General features: G+C 62.6%; 25 protein-coding genes. 12 read left to right on the plus strand and 13 right to left on the minus strand.

Annotated features, from left to right (window positions below):
• Positions 1-55: 55 nt before the first annotated feature.
• The 4 genes from H620_RS0123090 to H620_RS0123105 all read right to left on the minus strand — a co-directional run bounded on the left by H620_RS0123090 (position 56) and on the right by H620_RS0123105 (position 3,773).
• The gene (locus tag H620_RS0123090; protein ID WP_023378943.1) at positions 56-940 is read right to left on the minus strand and encodes an alpha/beta fold hydrolase; all 885 of its coding nucleotides are present in this window, start codon (positions 938-940) and stop codon (positions 56-58) included.
• Positions 941-1,342: 402 nt separating this feature from the next.
• A complete protein-coding gene (locus H620_RS0123095) occupies positions 1,343-2,035 on the minus strand; it encodes a pseudouridine synthase (protein WP_023378944.1) in 693 nt (230 codons plus the stop codon).
• A gap of 33 nt (positions 2,036-2,068) precedes the next feature.
• On the minus strand, positions 2,069-2,290 hold the full coding sequence (locus tag H620_RS0123100; protein WP_023378945.1) for a cysteine-rich CWC family protein: 222 nt from the start codon (positions 2,288-2,290) through the stop codon (positions 2,069-2,071).
• Positions 2,283-3,773, minus strand: coding sequence for a sensor domain-containing diguanylate cyclase (locus H620_RS0123105; protein ID WP_023378946.1), 1,491 nt, complete (start codon positions 3,771-3,773; stop codon positions 2,283-2,285). The genes H620_RS0123100 and H620_RS0123105 overlap by 8 nt, the downstream gene beginning before the upstream one ends.
• Positions 3,774-3,984: 211 nt before the next feature.
• On the opposite strand from H620_RS0123105, the gene H620_RS0123110 reads away from it, so the two are divergent.
• A complete protein-coding gene (locus H620_RS0123110) occupies positions 3,985-4,425 on the plus strand; it encodes a hypothetical protein (protein WP_023378947.1) in 441 nt (146 codons plus the stop codon).
• 54 nt (positions 4,426-4,479) lie between these two features.
• On the opposite strand, the gene H620_RS0123115 is transcribed toward H620_RS0123110, so the two are convergent.
• The gene (locus H620_RS0123115; protein ID WP_027908111.1) at positions 4,480-5,586 is read right to left on the minus strand and encodes an enoyl-CoA hydratase/isomerase family protein; all 1,107 of its coding nucleotides are present in this window, start codon (positions 5,584-5,586) and stop codon (positions 4,480-4,482) included.
• 126 nt (positions 5,587-5,712) lie between these two features.
• Here H620_RS0123115 and ung point away from each other — a divergent pair, with 126 nt between their 5' ends.
• Positions 5,713-6,405, plus strand: coding sequence for a uracil-DNA glycosylase (ung, locus tag H620_RS0123120; protein ID WP_027908112.1), 693 nt, complete (start codon positions 5,713-5,715; stop codon positions 6,403-6,405).
• A 79-nt stretch (positions 6,406-6,484) separates the two neighbouring features.
• Here the strand turns inward: ung and H620_RS0123125 are convergent, their stop codons facing one another.
• From H620_RS0123125 to H620_RS0123145, 5 genes are all read right to left on the minus strand, one after another.
• On the minus strand, positions 6,485-7,507 hold the full coding sequence (locus H620_RS0123125) for an AbrB family transcriptional regulator (protein ID WP_023378950.1): 1,023 nt from the start codon (positions 7,505-7,507) through the stop codon (positions 6,485-6,487).
• Positions 7,500-9,014, minus strand: coding sequence for a tripartite tricarboxylate transporter permease (locus tag H620_RS0123130; protein ID WP_023378951.1), 1,515 nt, complete (start codon positions 9,012-9,014; stop codon positions 7,500-7,502). The genes H620_RS0123125 and H620_RS0123130 overlap by 8 nt, the downstream gene beginning before the upstream one ends.
• Before the next feature lie 3 nt (positions 9,015-9,017).
• Positions 9,018-9,476: a tripartite tricarboxylate transporter TctB family protein gene (locus tag H620_RS0123135; RefSeq protein WP_023378952.1), complete on the minus strand. Its 459-nt coding sequence runs from the start codon at positions 9,474-9,476 to the stop codon at positions 9,018-9,020.
• 80 nt (positions 9,477-9,556) lie between these two features.
• Entirely contained in the window at positions 9,557-10,537 is a 981-nt protein-coding gene (locus H620_RS0123140; RefSeq protein WP_023378953.1) for a Bug family tripartite tricarboxylate transporter substrate binding protein, read from the minus strand.
• Between the two features lie 31 nt (positions 10,538-10,568).
• Entirely contained in the window at positions 10,569-11,858 is a 1,290-nt protein-coding gene (locus tag H620_RS0123145) for an OprD family porin (protein WP_023378954.1), read from the minus strand.
• A 200-nt stretch (positions 11,859-12,058) separates the two neighbouring features.
• On the opposite strand from H620_RS0123145, the gene H620_RS0123150 reads away from it, so the two are divergent.
• Together H620_RS0123150 and H620_RS0123155 are read left to right on the plus strand one after the other, a co-directional pair.
• A complete protein-coding gene (locus tag H620_RS0123150; protein ID WP_027908113.1) occupies positions 12,059-12,730 on the plus strand; it encodes a response regulator in 672 nt (223 codons plus the stop codon).
• Positions 12,723-14,102, plus strand: coding sequence for a sensor histidine kinase (locus H620_RS0123155; protein WP_023378958.1), 1,380 nt, complete (start codon positions 12,723-12,725; stop codon positions 14,100-14,102). Before H620_RS0123150 ends, H620_RS0123155 begins: the two co-directional genes overlap by 8 nt.
• 153 nt (positions 14,103-14,255) lie before the next feature.
• Here H620_RS0123155 and H620_RS0123160 read toward each other — a convergent pair whose 3' ends face one another.
• Entirely contained in the window at positions 14,256-15,062 is an 807-nt protein-coding gene (locus tag H620_RS0123160; protein WP_023378959.1) for an HDOD domain-containing protein, read from the minus strand.
• Positions 15,063-15,117: 55 nt separating this feature from the next.
• Positions 15,118-16,059: a CAF17-like 4Fe-4S cluster assembly/insertion protein YgfZ gene (gene ygfZ, locus H620_RS0123165; RefSeq protein WP_027908114.1), complete on the minus strand. Its 942-nt coding sequence runs from the start codon at positions 16,057-16,059 to the stop codon at positions 15,118-15,120.
• A gap of 133 nt (positions 16,060-16,192) precedes the next feature.
• On the opposite strand from ygfZ, the gene H620_RS0123170 reads away from it, so the two are divergent.
• Positions 16,193-16,447, plus strand: a complete 255-nt coding sequence (locus tag H620_RS0123170; RefSeq protein WP_008094993.1) for an FAD assembly factor SdhE — start codon at positions 16,193-16,195, stop codon at positions 16,445-16,447.
• Positions 16,431-16,889 carry a protein YgfX gene (locus H620_RS0123175; RefSeq protein ID WP_023378962.1) on the plus strand — a complete coding sequence of 153 codons (459 nt, stop codon included), beginning with the start codon at positions 16,431-16,433 and terminating at the stop codon, positions 16,887-16,889. The genes H620_RS0123170 and H620_RS0123175 overlap by 17 nt, the downstream gene beginning before the upstream one ends.
• 83 nt (positions 16,890-16,972) lie before the next feature.
• On the opposite strand, the gene nadB is transcribed toward H620_RS0123175, so the two are convergent.
• On the minus strand, positions 16,973-18,595 hold the full coding sequence (gene nadB, locus H620_RS0123180) for an L-aspartate oxidase (protein ID WP_023378964.1): 1,623 nt from the start codon (positions 18,593-18,595) through the stop codon (positions 16,973-16,975).
• Positions 18,596-19,030: 435 nt separating this feature from the next.
• Between nadB and rpoE the strand changes: the two genes are divergently transcribed.
• The 6 genes from rpoE to lepB all read left to right on the plus strand — a co-directional run bounded on the left by rpoE (position 19,031) and on the right by lepB (position 25,695).
• Complete coding sequence (rpoE, locus tag H620_RS0123185) at positions 19,031-19,612, plus strand: RNA polymerase sigma factor RpoE/AlgU (RefSeq protein WP_003252049.1); 582 nt, start codon at positions 19,031-19,033, stop codon at positions 19,610-19,612.
• Between the two features lie 31 nt (positions 19,613-19,643).
• Positions 19,644-20,234: a sigma-E factor negative regulatory protein gene (locus H620_RS0123190; protein ID WP_023378965.1), complete on the plus strand. Its 591-nt coding sequence runs from the start codon at positions 19,644-19,646 to the stop codon at positions 20,232-20,234.
• Positions 20,235-20,246: 12 nt separating this feature from the next.
• Positions 20,247-21,197 (plus strand): MucB/RseB C-terminal domain-containing protein, encoded by a 951-nt coding sequence (locus H620_RS0123195; RefSeq protein WP_023378967.1) that lies wholly within the window; start codon positions 20,247-20,249, stop codon positions 21,195-21,197.
• Positions 21,198-21,408: 211 nt separating this feature from the next.
• On the plus strand, positions 21,409-22,809 hold the full coding sequence (locus tag H620_RS0123200) for a DegQ family serine endoprotease (RefSeq protein ID WP_374374739.1): 1,401 nt from the start codon (positions 21,409-21,411) through the stop codon (positions 22,807-22,809).
• Between the two features lie 226 nt (positions 22,810-23,035).
• A complete protein-coding gene (gene lepA / locus H620_RS0123205) occupies positions 23,036-24,835 on the plus strand; it encodes a translation elongation factor 4 (protein WP_027908115.1) in 1,800 nt (599 codons plus the stop codon).
• 5 nt (positions 24,836-24,840) lie between these two features.
• Complete coding sequence (lepB, locus tag H620_RS0123210; protein WP_023378972.1) at positions 24,841-25,695, plus strand: signal peptidase I; 855 nt, start codon at positions 24,841-24,843, stop codon at positions 25,693-25,695.
• The last annotated feature ends 122 nt before the right edge of the window (positions 25,696-25,817 follow it).

Here is a 25,817-nt window from a genome sequence, read left to right on the forward strand (position 1 = left end):
AAAGCTGTCGGCGACCCATAGCCTGCGGGTGAACGGCTACGGGACGCCGATGCGCTCAGATGGCCAGTGCATGTTGCCCCGGGACGAAGTTGAAGCGTTGACGGGTTTCACGCACGGTTGGCTTGAGGAAGCCCAGCACGACATCACGGGTTTCCTCGCAGGCGGCCTTGTGCTCCATGTCGAGGAAGTGGCCAGCATCGCGGATCACGCTGAAGTGGCTCTTGCCAACGTGCTGGCTGAAGTGCCGGGCATCCTCGGCGGTGGTGTACTCGTCGCGATCACCGTTGATGAACAGCACCGGAATGTCGATGTTGACCGCAGCTTTCAGTGCACGCTCCAGGTCGTGTTGCAGCACTTGATTGATGTGGAAGTGCATCTGTGCGTACTCGTGGCTGTCCAGGCTGCTGACATGCCGGTAGTTGAAGCGCTTGAACAGCGACGGCAGGTGCTTGCCAATGGTGTCGTTGACCAGGTTGCCCACCTGGTAGCGGTCGCAGGCAGCCAGGTACTGGCATCCGCGCTCCAGGTAGTCGCGCATCGCTTCGTTGATGATTGGCGAGAACGAGCTGACCACCGCTTTCTTCACCAGTCGCGGCTGGTGCGCCAGCGCCAGCAGGGTACAGGCGCCACCCCAGGAGAACGACATTACGTGGTCGGCGCGGAAGTGCTCGATCAGCTCAAGAAGAATGTGCGCTTCGGTCTCCTTGGTGATCAGGCGCTCCTGGCGGTTGTGGGGCTTGGACTTGCCTGCATAGGGCTGGTCGTACAGCACCACGTTGAATTGTGGGTGCAGGTTGCGCACCGTCTGGGCGAACGAGGCCGTAGTGGCCAGCGACCCGTTGATCAGGATGATCGTTTTTTCGGCCGCTTCCGCGCGATAGAACTCCGTGTAAACCCGATACTGACCTTGAATATCAAGTACAGCAATTTCTGGCCTCATGTCTTCGACTCCTGGCGCAAAAAGGGTATTCGCGTCACCTAGGGTGCACGTTCTTTATGACAGGTAGGCATACGCCTGAAGAGAAACCGGGGGCCCTGTGTCGATCCTTGGCACGTGTGTCGACGGTATTGTTTTTCGCGGGCGATTCGCCGTGCCCCAAGGCATCGAGGCCCTGGGTGGCCGGCAAAAGGCGTCTTGGACTGCGTGTGTGACTAGCAAGTCACATGCAGACTGACGATTTGGATTCAAGCAGCAGGTGCGGGATCCCGCAAGTGCCGTTCAGGGAAAAATGTGACGTTGGCCGCTGGACGGTCGTGTGTCGATCATCTGCCGCCTGCCGGGGGGCCTTGGTCGGCACGCCGGCTCCCGCCTTCGCCGCTTTTCGTGGCCCTGGAAGGTGAGCTAGACCGAGGCGATTTCCTCGGCTGTCAGCGCCCTGAACGCCCCTGGCTCAAGGGCTGGGTCCAGTTGAATCGGGCCCATGCTTTCCCGGTGCAGCCCCACGACTTTGTTGTCGAAGTGCCCGAACATGCGCTTGACCTGGTGGTAACGTCCTTCGACGATTGCCAGCCGGGCCTGCCGCGGGCCGAGGATGTCCAGTTGGGCAGGCAGGGTGGTGAGGTTTTCGAAGGCGAAGTAGAAGCCTTCCCGGAACCTGGCGACATAGTGGTCGCCGATCTCGTCCTCGGTCTCGACCAGGTAGCGTTTGGGCAGTTTGGTCCTGGGCTGGGTGAGTCGTCTCGACCATTGGCCGTCATTGGTCAGGATCATCAGGCCGGTGGTGTTGTAGTCCAGGCGTCCGGCGATGTGCAGGCCGTCTCGCTGCTCGGCGGGTAGCAGGTCCAGCACCGTGCGGTGCCGAGGGTCCTGTGTGGCGCTGACGCAACCGGTGGGCTTGTGCAGCATCAGGTAGCGAGCCGGGTAGCCTGCCTGAAGCAACTTGTCGTCCACTTCGATGCGGCTGAAGTCGTTCACTTCCAGCAGTGGGTCATGCGCCACCTCGCCATTCACTCGCACACGTCGTTGTGCCAGCAGTCGTCGCACCTGCTGACGGTTGTAGTCGGGGAGATTGGCGAGGAAACGGTCAAGTCGCATGAGGCACGGCAGGGATAACAGCGGGGGGGCAGTCTAGCGCGTTGGCGAGTCGGGCGCTGCTTCGAGTTGTGCCAGAACACCGGCACAGCGTGGACACAGGCAGGCCTTGTCGCGCAGCTCGGCGGGCAGGGCCTGGAGCACGGCGGGGTCGATGGCCACGCCAAAGCACCAGCAAGCCTGGGTGGCGCTGCGTGGATCGGCCAAGGTGCACTGGTTGGGGGCGCCACAGGCGGGGCAGTGCTGCTTGTCATTCATGGTCGGATCCGGGGATTTCAGTGCAGACGCGGTTGCGACCGGCCTGCTTGGCACGGTAAAGCGCTCGGTCGGCGCGGGTCAGCAGGGTATGGACGGTGTCGCCCGGCTGAAGGTTGCCCAGGCCGATACTGGTGGTCAGGCGTAGCGGTTGGTCTTCGTAGGTGAACGTCAATTGTTCGGTGCGTCGGCGGATCTTCTCGGCCACTTCGATGGCTTGGCGACCGTTGGCCTCGCGCAGCAACACGATGAACTCCTCACCGCCCCAGCGGCAGATTATATCCGACTGGCGCAGGCTGCCTTGCAGCACCTGGGCGAACTGGCGCAACACTTCGTCGCCTGCCAGGTGGCCGTGGGTGTCGTTGAGCGCCTTGAAGTGGTCCAGGTCGATCAGCAGCGCCACCAGTGGCGCCCGGTCACGCTGGGCTTCCAGCAATGCCTGGGCGGCCAGTAGGTCGAAACTGCGTCGATTGGGCAGGCCGGTAAGGCTGTCGAGCGTGGCCAACGCGGTCGTGCTGGCCTGGTGCCGCTGGAGCATTGCATTGAGCAACGACAGCACCACCAGGGTGATCATCGCGCAGATCGCCAAATTCAGGTAAAGAGCATGGCGGACGCGGTCCAGCGTGCCGGTCTCGCGCTTGTCCACCAGGAGGTACCAGTCCAGCTCAGGCAGTTTGCGCACGTTGAGGAAGTGACTGTGTCCAGCGCCATCCTGATATTCGTGGCTGCCTTCGTCAGGCACCGCGGCTTGCGCCAGCAGCGCGGCGAAGTCGCCGCTGTCGCCGAGCATCTGTCCGACGCGCAAGCCATGAGGACCGCCATCGGAGCCGGTCAGCAGGATCTTGCCTTGGGCATCGGTGAAGAACACCGAGCGCTGATAGCGCCGTTGGTAGTTGTCGATCAGCTTGACCACCGACGCCACGCTGAGCCCCACACCTGCCGCGCCGATGAAGCGTTGCTGGTAGTCCAGCACGCGATAGTTGATGAACACCGTCAGGCTGTCCTGGTTGGCCATGTCCAGGTCGACGTTGATCTCGTAAGGGGCCTTGAGCTCGCGCAGGCGGAAATACCATTCATCGCGCCAGGTGCCGGGCTGGACTTGCTTGAGTACGCCTTTGGCCTGGTAGTAAGTGAGGCTGCGGTCGGAGACGAAGAACGAGGTGCAGGTGTCCTGCTTGCCCATGACTTCGCCCAGGTAACGGGTGATGCGCCGGGTGTCCTGTTCGCCGGCCAGCACCCAGTCGCGCAGGAAGGTGTCCTGGGCCATCATCGAGGCGATCAGTACAGGGCGAATGAGGTCTTTCTGGATTTCCGAGTAGACCGTGTCGGACGTCAGCGGCAGTTCGGTATGGACGATTCCGTCATGGATGGCGCTACGCGAGGAGTAGTAGCTGAGCAGCGAGGTGGCCAGGAAGCCGCAGGCCAGCAGCACCAGCAGGGTGAGGATCAGCGAGCGCTGTGAAAACAGGGCGGAGCGTGGAGGCATGATCGTCCCGTGATGTGTGCCGAGCTGCCCATTCTAGTGAGATGCCCGAGAAATGACTGCATCTTTTTTGGGGGTACTCGGACCTGTTTCAATTTGTTGCGAAAATGGCACTGCACCCCGACTGGACGGTCTTATTGGTTGTCGACGATCGCTTCTCGTCGACGCTCGCCAGCGCCGCTGTTCGGGCACCCCTGCGGTCCAGGAGGCCGCCATGTCCTATCGAATTCTGCTGATCGCCCTGCTGGGCCTGATGACGTCCGCCTGCGTGCCCTACTACGAGAGTGGGGGCTATTACCGCTCGGATTACTACTCCTCCGATCGCTACGTGTCGCCGGGGTACTACCGTTATGACCGCTACTATGTAACGCCACAACCGCGCTACTACTATCAGCCAGCGCCACGCTATTACCGGCCAGCGCCTGCACCGTACTACAGGCCTCATCCCCGTCCGGGTGTGAACCAGTGGCATGGTAACCCTCGCTTCGACTATGGCCATCGCCAGCGCTATGACGATGGGCGTGACCGCGATCGTCACGACTACCGCAATGACAGCAAGCGTTACCAGAACGAGCGGTGGCATTCGAACGGACACGGTGACCGTGACCGGCGGCCGGACCGTGGCCGCGGAGGGGACCGCAACTGGCAACGGTGATTCAGCTCCATCGCTTGCTGCAGGGGCTGCACTGCAGCCCCGAACACCAGGGTGCTAGGCCAGGTCGGCCAATGGATGCCGGCCTTCCCACACTTTGGCGAAATGTGCCTCGACCACCGCCAAGGGCACCTGTGCGATGTCTGGCCAGTGCCAGTGTGGCTGGTTGTCCTTGTCCAGCAGACGGGCACGTACGCCTTCGCTGAACTCTGGGTGCCGGCAGCAGTTGAGGCTCATGGTGTATTCCATCTGGAAAACCTGGGCCAAGGAAAGATGCCGCGCGCGCCGAATTTGTTCCCACACCAGATGCGCGGTCAGCGGGCAGCCTTCGTGCAGGCGTTGGCCTGCTTCGGCCAGCAGTGGGTCCGAATGCTGTTTCAGACCCTCAAGCGCACGCCAGGCACTCGCGGGGTCGGCCACGTCGAGCAACTCGTCGATCATTCGTCGGCGCGGCAACCACTGCGCCTCGGGTAACTCGGCACAGGCTCGATGCTGTTCGGCCTTGAGCAGACTGTTCAGTTGCAGTTCGGTTTGTTCCTGCCAATTCAGTTGCAGCAGCTCCTCGATCAAGGCCTCTTGCTGGTGTTCGCCCAAGAAGCGGTCGGCCAACCCCAGGTCAATCGCGTCGCGGGCGTTGATCGGTGCGCCGGTCAGACCCAGGAACAGCCCCAACCTGCCCGGCAGACGGGCGAGGAACCAGCTGGCGCCGACATCCGGATAAAGCCCGATGCTGATTTCCGGCATCCCCAGGCGGCTGCTGGGTGTCACGATACGTACCCCGGCGCCCTGCAGCAGCCCCATGCCGCCGCCGAGCACATGGCCGTGGCCCCAGCACAGCAGGGGTTTGGGGTAGGTGTGCAGCATGTAGTCGAGGCTGTACTCGGCGGCGAAGAAGGTCGCTGCCAGTGGTGGGACGCTGCCTGGGTGTTCGCGGCAGGCTTGGGCCAGCGCCCGCACGTCGCCTCCTGCGCAGAACGCCTTGGGCCCGCTGCCGCGCAGCAATACGCAGACTACGCCAGGGTCGTGGGCCCAGGCATGCAGGTGTTCAGCCAACACCTCGATCATCGGTAGATTGAGGGCATTGAGCGCCTTGGGGGCATCCAGCGTGGCAATGCCGATACGGGCGCCGTCGGCGCCGGTGAGTACCTCGCAATGAATGGACATGTGCTACCTCGTACAGGTCATCGCACAAGTATGGCTTGCCTTGCCGATCATGCCGGTCGCCGGTCGGACTGATTGACAAGGGGGGGCGGCTTACCTAGTGTCGCGCCATTGTTTACGGATGGCCCCATGACTGACGACGATCGCATCAAACTCGAACCCAGCTGGAAAGCCGCATTGCGTGGCGAATTCGACCAGCCCTACATGCACCAGCTGCGCGAGTTCCTGCGCCAGGAGTACGCGGCCGGCAAGGAAATCTACCCACCGGGGCCGCTGATCTTCAATGCGCTCAACTCCACCCCGCTGGAGCAGGTCAAAGTGGTCATTCTCGGCCAGGATCCTTACCACGGCCCAGGCCAGGCCCATGGTCTGTGTTTCTCGGTGCAGCCGGGCGTGCCGACACCACCGTCACTGGTCAACATCTACAAGGAACTGCAACGCGACCTGAACATCGCCATCCCTGATCACGGCTATCTGCAAAGCTGGGCCGAGCAGGGCGTGCTGCTGCTCAACACCACCATGACCGTGGAGCGTGCGAACGCGGCTTCGCATGCCAAGAAAGGCTGGGAGTTCTTCACCGACCGCATCATTCAGGTGGTGAGCGAGCAGTGCCCGAATGTGGTGTTCCTGCTGTGGGGCGCGCATGCCCAGAGCAAGCAGAAGCTGATCGACGGTACCAAGCATCTGGTGCTCAAGTCGGTGCATCCGTCGCCGTTGTCGGCCTATCGCGGTTTCTTTGGGTGTGGGCATTTCAGTCGGGCCAACAGCTTCCTCGAGCAGCGGGGGGTGGTGCCGATCAACTGGGCATTGCCGCCACTTTGAACAGGGTCATCGCCGGCTGCTACAGAGGCGACGCGCTCCGCACAGGAGCCGGCTTGCCGGCGATGAGGCCCGGGCGCGCTCAAGTCTTCCACAATCTGAACAACGGCTCTGCCAGGAACAGCACCATCAGCAGGCGCATCACCTGCAAGGCCGTCACCAGTGGCACCGACAGCTGCAAGGTCTCGGCCGTCAAGCTCATCTCGGCAATCCCACCGGGCATCATCCCCAGCGTCAATGACCGCAAATCCAGCCCGGTCATCACGCTCAAGGCCCACGCCGCACTTCCGGCAATAAGCATGCACAGCGCCGTGGCAATCAATGTGCGTCCGAGAAACGACGGTGCCCGGCGGAAGAACGCACGGTTGAAGTGGCAAGCCAGGCCGCTGCCGATCAGCCATTGGCCGATCTGACTGGCGCCGTTGGGCAGGGCGATTTGCAGATTGCCCGCCAGGCTGACTGTTGCCGCGACCAACAATGGCCCGAACAACCAGGGGTTAGGTTGACGTAAGCGCTGCCAGGCCAGGCCTGCCAAGATGCTCAGCGGCACGATCAGGGCCAGCCAACTCCAGCTCACGCTGCCGGTATGATTGAGCGGTATGCCATCCCCCAGCAGGAACTTGAACAGCGCCGGCACCACCAGCACCACGGCCAGCACCCGCAGGCTCTGCGCCGCAGCGACCTGGCTGAGCACGGCTCCGTTGCGTGCGCCGAGGTTGACCATTTCCCCGGAGCCGCCCGGCATACTGGCGAAGAACGCCGTCGCCCGGTCCTCGCCGGTGCGGCGCAGCATCCAGACCCCAATCACGCTGGACAGCGTGGTGAGCAGTGCGCCGAAGAAGATCAAGGCAAAATGGCTGCTGACCTGCTCGACCACCGCCGGCGTGAAGTGCAGGCCGATGCCGATGCCGATGATGCATTGCCCGCCCTTGCGGCCATTAGGGATTTCCGCGAGCTGCCAGGGCGTCAGGCAGCGCACCAGGATGATCGCCAGCAACGAGCCGACCATCCATGGCAAAGGCCAGCCGATCGTGCTGGCGAGAAAGCCACCAGCCAGCCCGACCAGCCCGGTTGCCCAGAACAGAGGGAACTGCCGATCAGGCATCGGCCATGGCCCGACGCTGCAGGCTGCGTTTACGCCAGATGCGCACCAGCGGCAGGGCCAACATGCACACCACCAGTACCCACACACCCATGCTGATGGGGCTCGACCAGAGGATGCCCAGTTCACCGTTGGAGATCGACAGCGCGCGGCGCAGGTTTTGCTCCATCAGGCCGCCGAGGATGAACCCGAGCAGGATCGGCGAAAGCGGGAAGTCCAGCTTGCGCAGGATGTAGCCCATGATGCCGATGCCGACCATCAGGAACAGGTCGAAGGTGGTGGCGTGCACGGCGTATACGCCGATCGCGGTGATGATCGCGATCACCGGCACCAGTGCCCAGTTCGGTACTGCGAGGATGCGGGTGAAGAGGCGGATCATCGGGATGTTCAGGATCACCAGCATGATGTTGGCGACGAACAGCGAGGCGATCAGACCCCAGACGATGTCCGGTTGTTGCTCGAACAGCAGCGGGCCCGGTGTGATGTTGTACAGGGTCAGTGCGCCGATCATCACCGCCGTGGTTCCCGAGCCCGGTACGCCGAGGGTCAGCATGGGCACCAGCGCGCCACAGCACGAAGCGCCGATGGCGGTTTCCGGGGCTGCCAGGCCTCGGGCATCGCCCTTGCCGAACTTGCCCGAGCTACCCGCGATGCGTTTTTCGGTCATGTAGGCCACCGCGCTGGCCAGGGTTGCCCCCGCACCTGGCAGCACGCCCATGATGAAGCCAAGCAGTCCGCAGCGGATGTTGACCACGAACACCGAGGCGGCTTCCTTGAAGTTGAACAGCATGCGCCCGGTGGCCTTGACCGCGGCGTGGCCGTGGTGGGTCTTCTCCAGCAGCAGGAGAATCTCGCTGATCGAGAACAGCCCCAGCACCAGGACCACGAACTGAATGCCATCGGCCAGGTGCACGCTGTCGCCGGTGAAGCGGTATACACCGCTGTTGGCGTCGATGCCCACTGCCGACAGGAACAAGCCGATAAGTGCCGCGATGAAGGTCTTCAGCGGTTTGTCACCGGCCATGCCGCCGAGGGCGACGATGGCGAACACCATCAGCACGAAATACTCGGCCGGCCCGAAGGCGATTGCCCATTTCGCCAGCAACGGCGCGAACAGCACCATGCCGCAGGTGGCGATCAAGGCGCCGATGAACGAACTCCACGCCGACAGCGACAGGGCCACGCCAGCCAAGCCCTGGCGGGCCATCGGGTAGCCGTCGAGGGTGGTCATGACGGTGGAGGCTTCGCCCGGAATATTCAGCAGGATCGAACTGATCCGGCCGCCGTACTCGCAGCCCAGGTAGACCGCGGCCAGTAGAATCAGGGCCGACTCCGGCGGCAGGCCGAGGGCGAAGGCGATGGGAATCAGCAGGGCCACGCCGTTGATCGGACCCAGGCCCGGCAACAGGCCGACCACCGTGCCGATCAGGGTACCGGTGAGGGCGGTCACCAGGTTGTAAGGGCTCAGGGCCACGCCGAAGCCCTGGCCCAGGTAGCTCAAGGTATCCATGTGTCAGTTCTCCAGTACGTCGAGCAGGCCGAGGGGCAAGGGCACATCCATCACACGGTCGAACAGCCAGTAGAGGAACAGGCTCATGCCCACCACCACGATGGCGCTGTGCAGCCAGCGGCCGCCGTACAGGCGGGCCATGGGGATGCCGACCAGGATGGCGCTGAGGATGAAGCCCAAGGCCTCGAAGGTGCTGGCGAAGACCAGCAACAGGCCAATGCACAAGCCGATCTTGGTGAGGGTTTCGCGGTCCAGTTCGGGTTCGTCGTCCTTGCGCACGATGGGCGTTGGGCGGATAGCCAGGTACAGCAGGCCGACGCTCATCAGGCCGAGCATCAGCAAGGGGTAGGCGCGCGGGCCCACCGGTTCATAGGAAAATGCAGCCTGGTAAGGCCAGGCCATCACGGCCAGGGCGGCGCACACCGCCAGCAGGACCAAGGCGAAGAGGCGTTGCAGGATCATCAGGGAGTCCTCGTAGAACGCGGCCGCTGTGGGAGTGGATCAGGTCCGCTCCCACAGGTGGGTGAAACAGCGTTGATGAGTTACTGAATCAGGCCGAATTCCCTGGCCAGCGACTTGTAATCAGCCACCTGCTTCTTCACGTAAACGTCCAGCTCTTCACCGGTCATGGCGAACGGGAACAGCTCGCGCTGGTCACGCAGCTTGGCGAAATCCTCGGACGCCAGCATCTTGTCGAACGAGGCTTTCCACCAGGCGTAGTCTTCGTCGCTGACCTTCGGGCCGAGGTAGAAGCCGCGCACCACTGGCCAGACGATGTCGTAGCCCTGTTCCTTGGCGGTAGGGATGTTCTTCATCTCGGGCTCGTCCAGGCGGTTTTCGGCGAATACCGCGAGGATGCGCATGTCACCGCTCTGGATATGCGGCATGGAGTCGGAAATGTCGGTGGAACCGACCTGGATATGCCCGCCCAGCAGCGCGGTGGCAATTTCGCCACCCCCTTCCAGGGCCACGTAACGCAGATCGCGGGGGTTGATGCCGGCCGCCTTGGCGATCAACGCGGTCTGCATCCAGTCCTGGCTACCCACGGTACCGCCAGAGCCGATCACCACCTTGCTTGGATCTTTCTTCAGGGCCGCGACCAGGTCATCGAGGGTCTTGTAGGGCGAATCGCTCTTCACCGCGATGGCGCCATAGCTGGTGCCGACCGCCGCCAGCCACTTCACGGCGTTCTCGTCGAAGCGGCCGAACTTGCCCTGGGCCAGGTTCAGCAGCGAGCCGCTGGACCAGGCCACCAAGGTGCCGGCGTCGGCCGGGCGCTGGGCGACCACGGCGTTGTAGGCCACTGCGCCGACGCCACCTGGCATGTAGGTCACGCGCATGGGCTTGCTGAGGATTTTCTCCTCGACCAGCGCGCTCTGCACCAGCTTGCAGGTCAGGTCGAAACCACCGCCGGGCGAGGCCGGGGCGATGCATTCAGGGCGTTTGGGTTCGGCGGCCAGGGCGTTGCCGGCCAACAGCAGGCAGCCGGTTGCCAGGACGAGGTGGCGCATTGAAAAGGTCATCGTCGATCTCCGCGAGCGTTGTTGTTATGGATTACCACAGGGCTACGCTGTAGCTCACCAGCAGCCGCACTTCGTCGGCATCGCGCGCGAAGTTGGAGCGGAAGGTGGCGTTGCGCAGGCGCACGGCGACGTTCTTCAACGGGCCGCTTTGTACCACGTACTTGAATTCGGTGTTGCGCTCCCACTCCTTGCCCTCGCTGCCATCGGCGCGGCTGACGTTGTCGCCATTGATGTAGCGGGTCATGAAGGTCAGGCCGGGAATGCCGAGCGCGGCGAAGTTGTAGTCGTAGCGCACCTGCCAGGAGCGCTCGTCGGCACCGGCGAAGTCGTTGATCTGGACGAAGTTGACCAGGTACGGGTCAGCGCCGTCGACGTAAGGAAAGGCGCTGTCGCCGGACAGATGCTGGTAAGCCGCGCTGACCTTGTGCCCGCCCAGGGCATAGCTGAGCATGCCGTTGACGGTGGTGTTGTCGATGTTGCCGGCCTTGGCTGCGCCTTGGTCGTCACTCACCGCCAGGCGCAGGTCGGCGCCCAAGGTGCCTGGGCCCCATGGCTGAGTGGCGACCATCCCAAGGAAGTGCTGACGGTAGATGTCGTCCAGCTGGGCGTAGTGGTAGCTGCCGGTGATGCGGTCGGTGAACTGGTAGTCGAGTCCGGCGAGGTCGAAGTTGTCGGCGGAGAAGGTACCGCCGAAGCGACCGTTCTTGTTGTTGAGGGCGAGGTCTTCCCAGTTGGTGTCGTTACGGTCCTTGGCCTTTTCCAGGCGCCCGCCGGTGAAGGTCAGGTGGTTGATCTCTTTGGAAGTCAGCAGCCCGCCTTCGAAGGTCTGCGGCAGGATCCGCCCGTCATTGGGCTGCAGGGTAGGCAGTTCGGGAATCAGGGTACCGACCTTCAGTTCGGTCTTGGAGACCTTGATCTTGCCGGTGAGGCCGAGCTTGGAGTACTCATCGGCGGCCTTGCCATCGTCGTGGGTGGGCAGCAGGCCGGTGTCGGTGCGATCAGGGCTGGAGTCGAGCTTGACGCCGAGCATGCCCAAGGCATCCAGGCCGAAGCCTACGGTGCCTTCGGTGTAGCCGGACTCGAAATTGAGCATGAAACCCTGGGCCCATTCGTCGCGCTTGGATTGTTGCGCGCTGGTGCCATCGCGAAAATCGCGATTGAAGTACATGTTGCGGGTTTCGAAGGTGGCCGTGCTGTCTTCGAAGAAAGCGGCCTGGCTCATCGGTGCGACACCGGCAAGGGCAAGAGCGCTGGCGATGGCGCTTGGACGTGCGGACAGGTAACGGGTAGGCGCGAACGCCTGCGGCTGCGATGACAGCATCGAGGATGACTCCGTTTATTGTTCTTATCGGCTGCACCTTGCTGGTGCTTTTTTCGGCGCGTGGGGCGACCGTGGTGCGATGCTAGGCAACGAACCTTTCGCTAACCTTTCAGCGTGAAAGGTTTGTGAATGGGGGCTACACAGGTCGTGCGACGGCGTTACACTCCGCGCCACCGTCAAACCCGAGCAGGGAGAATCCGATGCGTGTGCTGCTGGTCGAAGACCACCTGCAACTGGCCGAAAGCGTGGCTCAAGCGCTGAAAAGCCAAGGCCTGACCGTGGACGTTCTGCATGATGGCGTAGCCGCCGACCTGGCCCTGGCCAGCGAGGAATACGCCGTTGCGGTGCTGGATGTCGGCCTGCCGCGCATGGATGGCTTCGAGGTGCTGGCGCGCTTGCGAAGCCGAGGCAAGACCTTGCCCGTGCTGATGCTTACCGCCCGCAGCGATGTCAAGGACCGGGTCCACGGATTGAACCTGGGCGCCGACGATTACCTGGCCAAGCCGTTCGAACTGACCGAACTGGAGGCGCGGGTCAAGGCGTTGCTGCGCCGCAGTGTGCTCGGCGGTGAGCGTCAGCAGCGTTGCGGGCCTTTGGTCTACGACCTGGACACTCGGCGCTTCACCTTGGGTGAGGACAACCTGACCCTGACCTCGCGAGAGCAGGGCGTGCTGGAAGCGCTGATCGCCCGCCCGGGTCGCGTGATGAGCAAGGAGCAGTTGGCGGCCCAGGTCTTCGGCCTGGACGAGGAGGCCAGCCCAGACGCCATCGAGATCTACGTCCACCGCTTGCGCAAGAAGCTCGATGGCCATCCGGTGGCGATCGTGACCTTCCGTGGCCTTGGTTACCTGCTCGAGCACCGCGATGCGTGACAATGGCAGCCTGCGTGGCCGGCTGTTGGGCAACCTGGCCTTGCTGCTGGTGGTGCTGATGCTGGCCAGCGGCCTGAGCGCCTACTGGAACGGCCGTGAAGCTGCCGACACCGCCTACGACCGCACCCTGCTGGCTTCGGCGCGGACCATTGCCGCAGGTCTGTCACAGCGTGATGGTTCGTTGAGTGCCGACGTGCCTTACGTTGCCTTGGATACCTTCGCCTACGACAGCGCCGGGCGCATCTACTACCAGGTATTGGATATCCAGCAGCGGCTGATCTCGGGGTACGAGAACCTGCCGCCGCCACCACCGGGTACGCCGCGAACCGACGACTATCCGGCATTGGCCCGCTTCTACGATGCGACCTACCTGGGCCAGGACGTGCGTGTGGTCAGCCTGCTAAAGGCGGTCAGCGAGCCGAACATGAACGGTATGGCCGAGATCCGCGTGGCCGAGACCGAAGAAGCGCGGGTCCGTATGGCCCGCGGGTTGATGGCCGACACTTTGCTGCGCCTGGGCATGCTGGCCTTGGGGGCCCTGGTGATGGTCTGGTTCGCCGTGAGTGCCGCCCTGCGCCCGCTGGAGCGCTTGCGCACAGCGGTCGAAGAGCGTCAGCCGGATGACCTGCGCGCGTTGCCGGTGGTGCAGGTGCAGCGAGAGCTGGGCCCTCTGGTGCGGGCGTTGAACCACTTCACCGAACGCTTGCGCGGGCAGTTCGAACGCCAGGCGCAGTTCATCGCCGACGCGGCCCATGAACTGCGGACCCCGTTGGCCGCGCTCAAGGCTCGTGTCGAACTGGGCTTGCGCTCGTCGCAGCCAGAGGTGTGGCGCCAGACCCTGGAAAGCGCAGCCCAAGGCACCGATCGCCTGACCCATCTGGCCAACCAGCTGCTATCGCTGGCCAGGGTGGAAAATGGCGCCAGGGCGATCGCCGAAGGGGGCGCACAGCGTCTGGACCTGAGTCAGCTGGCCCGAGAGCTGGGCATGGCCATGGCGCCGCTGGCGCACAACCGTGGAGTGGCGTTGGCGCTGGAAGCCGAGGCGCCGGTATGGCTCAAGGGCGAGCCGACCCTGCTCAACGAGCTGCTGAGTAATCTGGTGGACAACGCCCTGGCCCATACCCCGGCGGGCGGTAATGTCATTTTGCGGGTATTGGCGCCAGCGGTCCTTGAGGTCGAGGATGACGGACCGGGAATTCCCGAGGCTGAACGCGAACGGGTGTTCGAGCGGTTCTATCGGCGTAGTGCCCAGGGCAGTGGCTTGGGGCTGGCGATTGTCGGAGAGATTTGCCGCGCCCATCTGGCGCAGATCAGCCTGCATGATGGGGCGAACGGTGGGCTGAAGGTGCGGGTGAGTTTTATCGCGGATTGAGGCGGGTATTGGGCAGGCTTGTTCGCGGACAAACCACGGTTTGGACTGCCCCCACGAAGTTGAACAAAAATCCAATCCGTTGGGGCAGTTCAGCTCACCCAGCGCATCCGTGGGCACAGGGCGCCCGCGAAAAGCCCAGGCGGCACCGCCACCTCAGCGCAACATGCTTCGGGCTTCGAGCAACTCACCGATCTCAAGCTCTGTCCCATGGGGCAGATTCAGGTGCCGGTAAGCCGGCAGTGCGGTCAGTGGCAGGTTGCGACCACGGTGGCTCAGGGCGCGGGCTATCTGCACGATGTCGATGTAGTCGATCTTGTCGGTCTCGCGTTCCAGGTTCTGAACCTGGCTTGGCAGATTGACCAGTTGCTCGGGAAACTCCCACGAAGTCAGAATCTTGTCGCCCAGAGCCGGCTGGATCTCCTCGATCACATAGTGCAGGCACACCGGGTCGGACAACAGTTCGTTGTGCTCCTCGGCGTAGATCAATACCGGCAGGGCACCGATCTGGTGAACCAGCCCGCCCAAGGTGGCCTGGTCAGCCTTCAATTGTGTGTAACGGCGGCACAGTTCATAGCTGATGCCTGCCACTTCCAGGCTGTTGGCCCAGATATCCCGTAATTTCTGCTCTACGGCAGGCGAGCGGGCATGGAAGATCTGTTCGATCACCAGGCCGATGGCCAGGTTGCAGCTGTAGTTGATGCCCAGGCGGGTGATGGCGGTATGCAGGTCGGTGACTTCGACCGCTGCACGCAGCAGCGGGCTGTTGACCACTTTGATCAAGCGCGCCGAAAGCGCGGCATCGCGGCCGATCACCTTGCTCAGGGCGGCAACACTGATCTCGCTGTCCTCGGCCGCTTCGCGGATGCTCAAGGCAACCTCGGGCAAGGTCGGCAGGACCAGGTCATCATTGTCGATGGCATCGAGCAGTTGTGCTTGAACCATCTCGGCCAGCTTGTTCATGGGCTTTTCTACCGCAGTGGTGGTGCGGCCCCGCCGACAGGGCGGGGCGGGCTGGTCAGCGTTGGATTTCCCGGTCGCGGTCCAGTGTGTAAGGCAGGTCGAGCAGGGTAAGGCGAGGGCCTTCCGGGCTACCCAGGTGCAGGTTGTCGTCCTCGACCGCCTCGGCGCTCAGCACGGCGAGCAGTTCGCAGCCCGGGCCGTCGCTGGCGGCGATAACGACTTCACCGACCGACGAGCCATGGGTGGGCGAGAAGATTTCGGTGCCGGGTGCGGGAACCGCCTGCTCGTCGAGCGCCAGCCGGTACTGGCGACGTTTGAGCTTGCCCAGGTACTGCATGCGGGCAACGATTTCCTGGCCGGTATAGCAGCCTTTCTTGAAGCTCACGCCATCCACGGCCTGCAGGTTGATCATCTGCGGTATGAACAATTCACGGGTCGGGCCCGTCACCTGGCCGATACCGGCGCGGATCTGACCCAGCAGCCAGTCGTTGAGGCTGCCTTCGGGCAGACTGGCAGCCAGGACCTCGCGCACGGCGTCAGCTTGTTCACCAGGCACCCAGAGTTCGATGCGATCTGCGCTGACGCAGAGGGCGATCAGGCCCTGGTGACGGACTGTGGCGCCGATCGAGGTTGGCGCTGTCAAGCCCAGCGCTGCCAGCGCTGCGTTGCCGCCTTGCAGGCCGAAGCGCGCCCATGCGGCGCTTTCGTCGGTCAGCGTCGCCTTGGAGAACACAGCGTACTTTTTCAGGTCGGCCATCTGCGCTTCGAGAAGTTCGCTGGCCATGGCCAGCAGGTAACCGTTGCCTTCGGGAAGGATACGGAAGCTCGACTGCATGCGCCCCTTGACCATGCAGCGGGCACCCAGACTGGCGTACTCGAGGCTCAGGTAGTTGATGTTGCAGGTCAGTTGACCCTGCAGGAACTTGCCGGCATCGGAGCCGCGGACGGCGAGGATGCCTTCGTGGGACAGGGGACTGAAGAAAGCGGAATCGGCCATGGGTCATCGAGGTGGCTAAAGACTGGCGGCCATCATAGAACGCCGGTAACAAAATAGGTAGGTGACTAGACCAACGCCCGGTGCCGCATCGTTGCGGGCGCTGTATACTGGCCGGCCATTCGAGGAGGGCCCCATGGTCGAACAAACTGAACTCAACCGGCTTTTCTGGCACAGTCGCCGCGGCATGCTGGAACTGGACGTACTGCTGGTGCCATTCACCCAGGAGGTCTATCCGACCCTGAGCGAAGCCGATCGCGAGCTCTATGTTCGCCTGCTCAGCTGCGAAGACCAGGACATGTTCGGCTGGTTCATGGAGCGTACCGAGTCCGAGGATCCTGAACTGCAGCGCATGGTCCGCATCATTCTGGATCGTGTCCAGCCCAAGTGAGTCCTTCGAGTGCCGTTGGCAGGGCTCGCCGCTGCTGCTGACGGCCTACCTGTTCTGTCAGGTGTTGGCGTGGTTCGTCTTATGGGTCATCGCGCTGCCCTGGTGGTTTTCCGTCCTGGCCGTTGTCGCCTGCCTTGCTCATGCTGGCTGGGTAATTCCCCGACGTATCCTGTTGACCCATGATCACGCCGTTGTCGGCGTGCGCCGTGATGCACTTGGCTGGCGAGTGTTCAGCCGTGCGCGCGGTTGGCAGCCGGTGCGGCTGTGCCGCGATAGCGTGGCATTGCCTGGCGTGGTGGTGTTGAGATTCGTACGCGAAGGCGGCTGGCTGGGCGAAGGCCAATGCGTGCTATGGGATGCCGTGGGTGCTGATCAGCATCGGCGTCTGCGGGTTCGGCTGAAGTTCAGCCGTCGCCGGTGGGGTGAGGTGTCGGCGCGGTAGGCAGATGACGCGTCGTCGCTACCGCCTGCGAGCCGGCTCCTGCAAGGATGGCGCTGGGCGTGCAGGAGCCGGCTTGCCGGCGATCAGGATGAGGCCGAGTCACAGGCCGGGCTCAGGATCGTATCCTTCGCCTCATCCAGCATTCCCGGATAATCCAGGGTGTAATGCAGCCCACGACTCTCCTTGCGCTGCATCGCTGAGCGAATCATCAGCTCCGCGACCTGGGCCAGGTTGCGCAATTCGATCAGGTCGCGGCTGACCTTGTAGTTGCTGTAGAACTCGTCGATTTCGTCCAGCAGCATGCGCACCCGGTGCTGGGCGCGCTGCAGACGCTTGCTGGTTCGTACGATGCCGACGTAGTCCCACATGAAACGCCGTAGCTCGTCCCAGTTGTGCGCAATGATGACGTCCTCGTCCGAGTCGGTGACCTGGCTGGCATCCCAGCAGGGCAGGGCCTTGGGCATTGCCACTTCATCGAGGTGCGCCTGGATGTCGGCAGCGGCCGAACGGCCGTACACGAAGCATTCGAGCAGTGAGTTGCTGGCCATGCGGTTGGCGCCGTGCAGGCCGGTGAAGCTGGTCTCGCCGATGGCGTAAAGACCCGGCACATCGGTGTGGCCGCGGTCGTCGACCATCACTCCGCCGCACGTGTAGTGCGCCGCCGGCACCACCGGAATCGGCTGGCGCGTGATGTCAATGCCGAAGGTCAGGCAGCGTTCGTAGACGGTGGGGAAATGGCTCTTGATGAAGTCGGCAGGCTTGTGGGTGATGTCCAGGTACACGCAGTCCACGCCCAGGCGCTTCATTTCATGGTCGATAGCGCGGGCCACGATGTCCCGTGGAGCCAGTTCTTCGCGGGGGTCGAAGCGTGGCATGAAGCGCTCGCCATTGGGCAGGCGCAACAGCGCACCCTCACCGCGCAGGGCTTCGGTAATCAGGAAGCTCTTGGCCTGCGGGTGGTACAGGCACGTGGGGTGGAACTGGTTGAACTCCAGATTCGCTACCCGGCAGCCGGCGCGCCAGGCCATGGCAATGCCATCGCCGCACGCCCCGTCGGGATTGCTGGTGTAGAGGTAGACCTTCGCCGCTCCGCCGGTGGCCAGCACCGTGAAACGCGCACCGAAGGTGTCGACTTCGCCGGTATTGCGGTTCAGCACGTAGGCGCCCAGACAACGATCTCCCGGCAGCCCGAGGCGGCGTTCGGTGATCAGGTCGACTGCCACGCGCTGTTCCAGCAACTCGATGTTCGGGCGCTGACGGGCCTGGCCCAGCAGCGTCGTGAAAATGGCCGCACCGGTGGCGTCCGCGGCGTGGATGATACGCCGATGGCTGTGGCCGCCTTCGCGGGTCAGGTGAAACTCGAAGCCACCGTCGTCGACACTGTAGTGTTCGTCTCGGGTGAACGGCACGCCCTGTTCGATCAGCCATTGGATGGCTTCGCGGCTGTGTTCGACGGTGAAGCGCACGGCTTCTTCATTGCACAGGCCACCGCCGGCATTGAGGGTATCCTCGACATGGGACTGCACGGTATCGGTATCGTCAAGCACCGCCGCGACGCCCCCCTGGGCCCAGAAGGTCGAGCCGTTGGCCAGGTCGCCCTTGCTCAGTACCGCGATGCGCAGGTGGCCAGGGAGGTTGAGCGCCAAGCTGAGACCGGCGGCACCGCTGCCGATCACCAGGACATCATGTTGGAATTGTTGGCTCATGTCGGGACACTAGTAATCTTTGGAAGGGGCGCGGCACAATAGTCAGGCACAGATGGCATTGTGAAACTATCGTGAAACGCAGCCGGGCTGCCTTTATAGCAGCCCCCGGTGGCCAATTTCCATGCCACTTGTGCGGTGCGTTCAGCTTTTGTGGGAACTTTCCGACACGGCAGGAAATCCTATGAAGGCTGCCCGCACGCCATAATATGTCGCGGCGACGCAGGGCGGTGGCTCTATCCGGGCTGACCTCTGCGTATTCGAAACCCGATTATCGTCGCAGCCGGCCGTGACCGCGCTGCGTCTTTCGTGCGAGCCGACCATGGGCCGCAGGAAACTTGCTTGGAGGGGAGAACTTTTGCGTAAAGCCCGAGTCTATGGTTGCAAGCCTGAACGAAGGTTGTTGCAACGCTCCTTCGAGTTCACTGAGGAGTGTTCATGCTAACCCAGGAAGAGGATCAGCAGCTTGTCGAGCGCGTGCAGCGTGGAGACAGGCGAGCGTTCGATCTGTTGGTGCTGAAGTATCAGCACAAGATTCTCGGGTTGATCGTGCGGTTTGTCCATGACACCCACGAAGCCCAGGATGTGGCGCAGGAGGCCTTTATCAAGGCTTACCGAGCGCTTGGTAATTTTCGCGGTGACAGTGCGTTTTATACCTGGCTGTACCGCATCGCCATCAACACGGCGAAGAACTACCTGGTGTCCCGTGGAAGACGGCCGCCAGACAGTGATGTGAGCTCCGAGGATGCGGAGTTTTACGACGGCGATCATGGCCTCAAGGATCTCGAGTCCCCAGAGCGCTCGTTGTTGCGGGATGAAATCGAAGGCACTGTCCATCGCACCATCCAGCAACTGCCCGAAGACCTGCGTACGGCACTGACCCTGCGCGAGTTCGACGGGTTGAGTTACGAGGACATTGCCAGCGTCATGCAGTGTCCGGTGGGTACCGTGCGCTCTCGGATCTTCCGCGCTCGGGAGGCCATAGACAAAGCCCTGCAGCCGTTGTTGCAGGAAACCTGAGACAGCGGCGACAGCCAAGAGAGGAACCGCCATGAGTCGTGAAGCTTTGCAGGAATCGCTGTCCGCGGTAATGGACAACGAAGCGGACGAACTGGAACTGCGTCGGGTATTGAATGCCGTTGACGATGCTGAAACCCGTGCCACCTGGTCGCGTTACCAGGTCGCTCGCGCAGCCATGCACAAAGAACTGCTGCTGCCCAAGCTTGATATCGCCTCGGCGGTGTCCGCCGCACTGGCTGACGAGGCCGTGCCGGCCAAGGTCAAGCAAGGCCCTTGGCGCAGCATCGGTCGCCTGGCGGTTGCCGCTTCGGTGACCTTGGCGGTGCTGGCTGGGGTGCGCCTGTACAACCAGGACGAGATCACCGGTGCCGAGCTTGCGGCCCAACAACCTGCGCAGCAGGGGCTGGCCATGCCACAAAGCCAGGGTCCGGCCGTTTTGGCAGGCTATAGTGAAAGCAGTGAGCAACCGACCGGGCCGATGGCCAACGGTGTGCTGCAGAACCAGGCCGGCTGGGATCAGCGTCTGCCAGGTTACCTGCGCCAGCATGCCCAGGAATCTGCGCTCAAGGGCACTGAGACCGCTTTGCCCTACGCACGGGCCGCCAGCCTGGAAAACCGCTAAGTAAGGAGGATCATGCGCGCGCTACCTCTCCTGTCGCTGCTGATAGGCAGCTGCGTGACGGTGCCAGCATTGGCGGCCAACTCTTCGCCTCAGGCGAGCGAGTGGTTGAGCAAGCTGGCCCAGGCCGAGCAGAAACAGAGTTACCAGGGCTCCTTCGTCTACGAACGTAACGGCAGCTTTTCTTCCCACGACATCTGGCATCGGGTCCAGGACGGCAAGGTCAGCGAGCGGCTGCTGCAGCTCGATGGCGCCGCCCAGGAAGTCGTGCGCGTGGATGGCAAGGTGCAGTGCGTCAGTGGTTCCCTGGTCAGTGGCGTCGGTACGCCGCCCGACTCAACACCGCGTGTGCTTGATCCTTTGAAGCTGATGAGCTGGTACAACCTGGGCTTGGCGGGCACGTCGCGGGTCGCCGGGCGCGATGCCGTGATCGTGACTCTCACGCCACGCGACCAGCATCGTTACGCCTTCGAGCTTCATCTTGATCGCCAGACCGGCCTTCCGCTTCGTTCGTTGATGATCAACGACAAGGGGCAACTGCTCGAGCGTTTCCAGATGACACGTCTTGAAACCCACCTGCCGAGCGACGACGACCTGCGTCCCAGTGCTGCCTGCAAGCCGGTCGAGCGGGTCGCCAGTACCGATGGCGAAGCCGTTGCCGGGTGGCGTTCGGACTGGCTGCCGGCGGGCTTCGAATTGATCAACAGCTCGGTCCGTCGCGACCCTGAGCGCAACAGTGCGGTCAGCAGCCTGATGTATGACGACGGCTTGGCGCGTTTCTCCGTATTCCTCGAACCGGTGACCGACGATGCCGGCCCTGACACCCGTGCCCAGCTCGGGCCTACCGTGGCGGTATCACGCCGTCTGAATACGCCCAAAGGCAAGGTCATGGTCACGGTGGTTGGCGAAATTCCGCTGGGTACCGCCGAGCGTATCGCACTGTCGATGCGCCCCCAGGACAGCTAGGCGTGCCAGTGACGACGGGCCGTGCGCAGGCTCCGGGAGTCCGCGGCTGAAATGAAATTAAAGCATTGTCATTTGCAATCCATCGGTAAATTTTCTATAGGTCAGGCTTCTTGGAGCCTGGCCTTTGCTGCTTCTGCAGATGGTCTAACTAACTTACGCTCGTTGTGACGGGAGCCGTATGTCAATACCACGCTTGAAATCCTACCTAACGATGTTCGCCGCCGTGCTCATGCTCGGTCAGGTGCTCACCGCCCAGGCCGAGGAAGCCCTGCCGGACTTCACGACCCTGGTCGAGCAGGCCTCGCCGGCCGTGGTCAACATCAGTACCAAGCAGAAACTGCCGGACCGCCGCGTGGCTGCCGGGCAGATGCCCGATCTCGAAGGCCTGCCGCCGATGTTCCGCGAGTTCTTCGAGCGCAACATGCCGCAACAACCGCGCGCGCCCCGGGGCGACCGCCAGCGAGAGGCCATGTCGCTGGGCTCGGGCTTCATCATCTCCAGCGATGGCTACGTGCTCACCAACAACCACGTGGTCGCCGATGCGGACGAGATCATCGTCCGCCTGTCGGACCGCAGCGAGCTGCAGGCCAAGTTGATCGGCACCGACCCGCGTACCGACGTGGCGCTGCTGAAGGTCGAAGGCAAGAACCTGCCGACCGTGAAGCTGGGCGATTCGGAAAAACTGAAAGTCGGTGAGTGGGTCCTGGCCATCGGCTCGCCGTTCGGCTTCGATCACTCGGTGACCAAAGGTATCGTCAGCGCCAAGGGGCGTACCCTGCCTAACGACACCTACGTGCCGTTCATCCAGACCGACGTGGCCATCAACCCGGGCAACTCGGGTGGCCCGCTGTTCAACATGAAAGGTGAAGTCGTGGGTATCAACTCGCAGATCTTTACCCGATCCGGCGGCTTCATGGGCTTGTCCTTCGCCATCCCGATCGACGTCGCGCTGGATGTTTCCAACCAGCTGAAGAAAGACGGCAAGGTCAGCCGCGGCTGGCTGGGTGTGGTGATCCAGGAGGTCAACAAGGACCTGGCTGAATCCTTCGGCCTCGACAAGCCCGCCGGCGCCCTGGTGGCCCAGGTACTGGAAGGCGGTCCTGCAGCCAAGGGTGGCCTGCAGGTGGGCGATGTGATCCTGAGCATGAACGGTCAGCCGATCGTCATGTCGGCCGATCTGCCGCACCTGGTGGGTGGCCTGAAAGACGGCGAGAAGGCCAAGCTGGAGATCATTCGCAATGGCAAGCGCCAGAACCTGGACATCACCATCGGCGCGATGCCCGATGACGATGCCGATATCGAAGCCAGTGCCCAGGGCGGCGCAGAGCGCAGCAGCAACCGCCTGGGTGTCTCCGTGGCGGACCTGACCGACGAGCAGAAGAAAACCCTGGAGCTCAAGGGCGGCGTGGTCATCAAGGAAATCCAGGATGGCCCGGCTGCCTTGATCGGTCTGCGTCCAGGTGACGTCATCAGCCACCTGAACAACCAGGCGATCAGCTCGGCCAAGCAATTCACTGAAATTGCCAAGGACCTGCCGAAGAATCGTTCGGTCTCCATGCGCGTGCTGCGTCAGGGGCGTGCGAGCTTCATTACCTTCAAGCTGGCTGAATAAGCCGGGTTCGACGTGGAAAGGGCAGCTCAGGCTGCCCTTTTTCATGAGATTTCATCCTCGTCTGTGTCGGCCGGCGACAGGGCCGGGGTAGGCCACCCAGGCTATTTGCATTTTTGCGCAACAATGTCAGCCGATCAGGAATCTCCCATATCCCTGCGGCTTGAGGTACAATTCCCGGCTATTTTTCGGCGGGCGTCCGGCTCGCAGCCTTTTCGAGTGTTGACCCGTGAGTGATTTGAGTCATATCCGCAATTTCTCCATCATCGCCCACATCGACCATGGCAAGTCGACGCTGGCAGACCGTTTCATCCAGATGTGCGGTGGCCTGTCGGCACGCGAAATGGAAGCCCAGGTCCTCGATTCGATGGACCTCGAGCGCGAACGCGGGATCACCATCAAGGCCCACAGCGTCACGCTCAACTACAAGGCGCAGGACGGTAAGGTCTACCAGCTCAATTTCATCGACACCCCCGGTCACGTCGACTTCACCTATGAAGTCTCCCGTTCGCTGGCCGCGTGCGAAGGTGCGCTGCTGGTGGTGGATGCCGGCCAGGGCGTCGAGGCCCAGTCCGTGGCCAACTGCTACACCGCCATCGAGCAGGGCCTCGAGGTCATGCCGGTGCTGAACAAGATGGACCTGCCCCAGGCCGACCCTGACCGCGTCAAGGACGAGATCGAGAAGATCATCGGCATCGACGCCACCGACGCCGTGGCTTGCAGTGCCAAGAGCGGCATGGGCGTCGACGAGGTGCTCGAACGCCTGGTCCAGACCATTCCCGCGCCGGAGGGCGATATCGACGCGCCGCTGCAGGCGCTGATCATCGACTCCTGGTTCGACAACTACCTGGGCGTGGTTTCCCTGGTGCGTGTGCGCCATGGCCGTGTCAAGAAAGGCGACAAGATCCTGGTCAAGTCCACCGGCAAGGTGCACTTGGTCGACAGCGTGGGCGTATTCACCCCAAAACACACCCAGACCGCTGATCTCAAGGCCGGTGAAGTGGGCTTCATCATCGCCAGCATCAAGGACATTCACGGGGCACCGGTCGGTGACACCCTGACCCTGTCCACGACCCCCGAGGTCGAAGTGCTGCCAGGCTTCAAGAAGATCCAGCCACAAGTTTACGCCGGTCTGTTCCCGGTCAGTTCCGATGACTTCGAAGACTTCCGCGACGCGCTGCAAAAGCTCACGCTCAACGACTCTTCGCTGCAGTACATGCCAGAAAGCTCCGACGCACTGGGCTTCGGCTTCCGTTGCGGCTTCCTCGGCATGCTGCACATGGAGATCATCCAGGAGCGCCTGGAGCGTGAATACGACCTGGACCTGATCACCACGGCGCCAAGCGTAATCTACGAGCTCGAACTCAAGACCGGTGAGACCATCACCGTCGACAACCCGTCGAAGCTGCCAGACGTCTCGGCCGTGGCTGATTTCCGCGAGCCGATCGTCACCGCGACCATCCTGGTTCCGCAAGAGCACCTGGGTAACGTCATTACCCTGTGCATCGAAAAACGCGGTGTCCAGCGCGACATGCAGTTCCTCGGCAGTCAAGTCCAGGTGCGTTACGACTTGCCGATGAACGAAGTGGTGCTGGACTTCTTCGACCGCCTGAAGTCGACCAGCCGTGGCTACGCGTCGCTGGACTATCATTTCGACCGCTACCAGTCGGCCAACCTGGTCAAACTGGACGTGCTGATCAACGGTGACAAGGTCGATGCCCTGGCACTGATCGTGCACCGTGACAACGCGGCCTACAAAGGCCGTGCGTTGACCGAGAAAATGAAGGAGCTGATTCCTCGGCAGATGTTCGACGTGGCGATCCAGGCAGCCATTGGTGGCCAGATCATCGCGCGTACTACCGTCAAGGCACTCAGAAAGAACGTACTGGCCAAGTGCTACGGTGGTGACGTCAGCCGTAAGAAAAAGCTGCTGGAGAAGCAGAAGGCTGGTAAGAAACGCATGAAACAGGTCGGTAACGTGGAGATTCCACAGGAAGCCTTCCTCGCCGTGCTCAGGTTGGATAGCTAGGTCCTATGTCGCTAAATTTCCCGCTGTTGCTAGTGATTGCCGTTGTCGTCTGCGGCCTCTTGGGCTTGATCGACCTGCTGTTCCTGGCCCCGCGCCGGCGGGCAGCGGTCGCCAACTACCAGGGCAGTGTCAGCCAGCCTGAAATGGCCGTGGTCGAACGACTGAACAAGGAGCCGTTGCTGGTCGAGTACGGCAAGTCGTTCTTCCCGGTGCTGTTCATCGTGCTGGTGCTGCGCTCGTTCCTGGTCGAGCCGTTCCAGATTCCTTCGGGGTCGATGAAACCCACGCTGGAAGTGGGTGATTTCATCCTGGTGAACAAGTTCTCCTACGGCATCCGCCTGCCGGTGATCGACAAGAAAGTGATCGAGGTAGGTGACCCGCAGCGTGGTGATGTCATGGTGTTCCGCTATCCAAGCGACCCGAACGTCAACTACATCAAGCGAGTGGTTGGCCTGCCGGGCGACCAGATCCGCTACACCAACGACAAGCGGCTGTTCGTCAACGGCCAGCTGGTTGCCGAACAGTTGGTCGGCACCGAGCCAGGCACCTTGGGCAGTGCGCAACTGTACAAGGAGAAGCTGGGCGAGGCCGAACACCTGATCCGCAAGGAGATGAGCCGTTATCGCATGCCGCCGGACCAGCAATGGACCGTACCGGCTGGCCATTACTTCATGATGGGCGACAACCGCGACAATTCTAATGACAGCCGTTACTGGGACGATCCGAACATTCCGAGGGAACTGCACGGCATGGTTCCGGACCGGAACATCGTCGGCAAGGCCTTCGCGGTCTGGATGAGCTGGCCGGAGCCCAAGCTGAGCCACTTGCCCAACCTTTCGCGGGTCGGCTTGATCCATTGATACCCATCGGCGCTGTCCAGCAGACAGCGCCGAATGCATTTCTGACATAGGCTGTGTTCTCAGGGATGGAGAGATTCGCCGTTCATGGCGACGGACCACAGCCAAACAGTCTTTCAGGATGT

Origin of the sequence: Pseudomonas taiwanensis DSM 21245 (assembly GCF_000425785.1) — a bacterium.
GTDB classification, from domain to species: Bacteria; Pseudomonadota; Gammaproteobacteria; order Pseudomonadales; family Pseudomonadaceae; genus Aquipseudomonas; species Aquipseudomonas taiwanensis.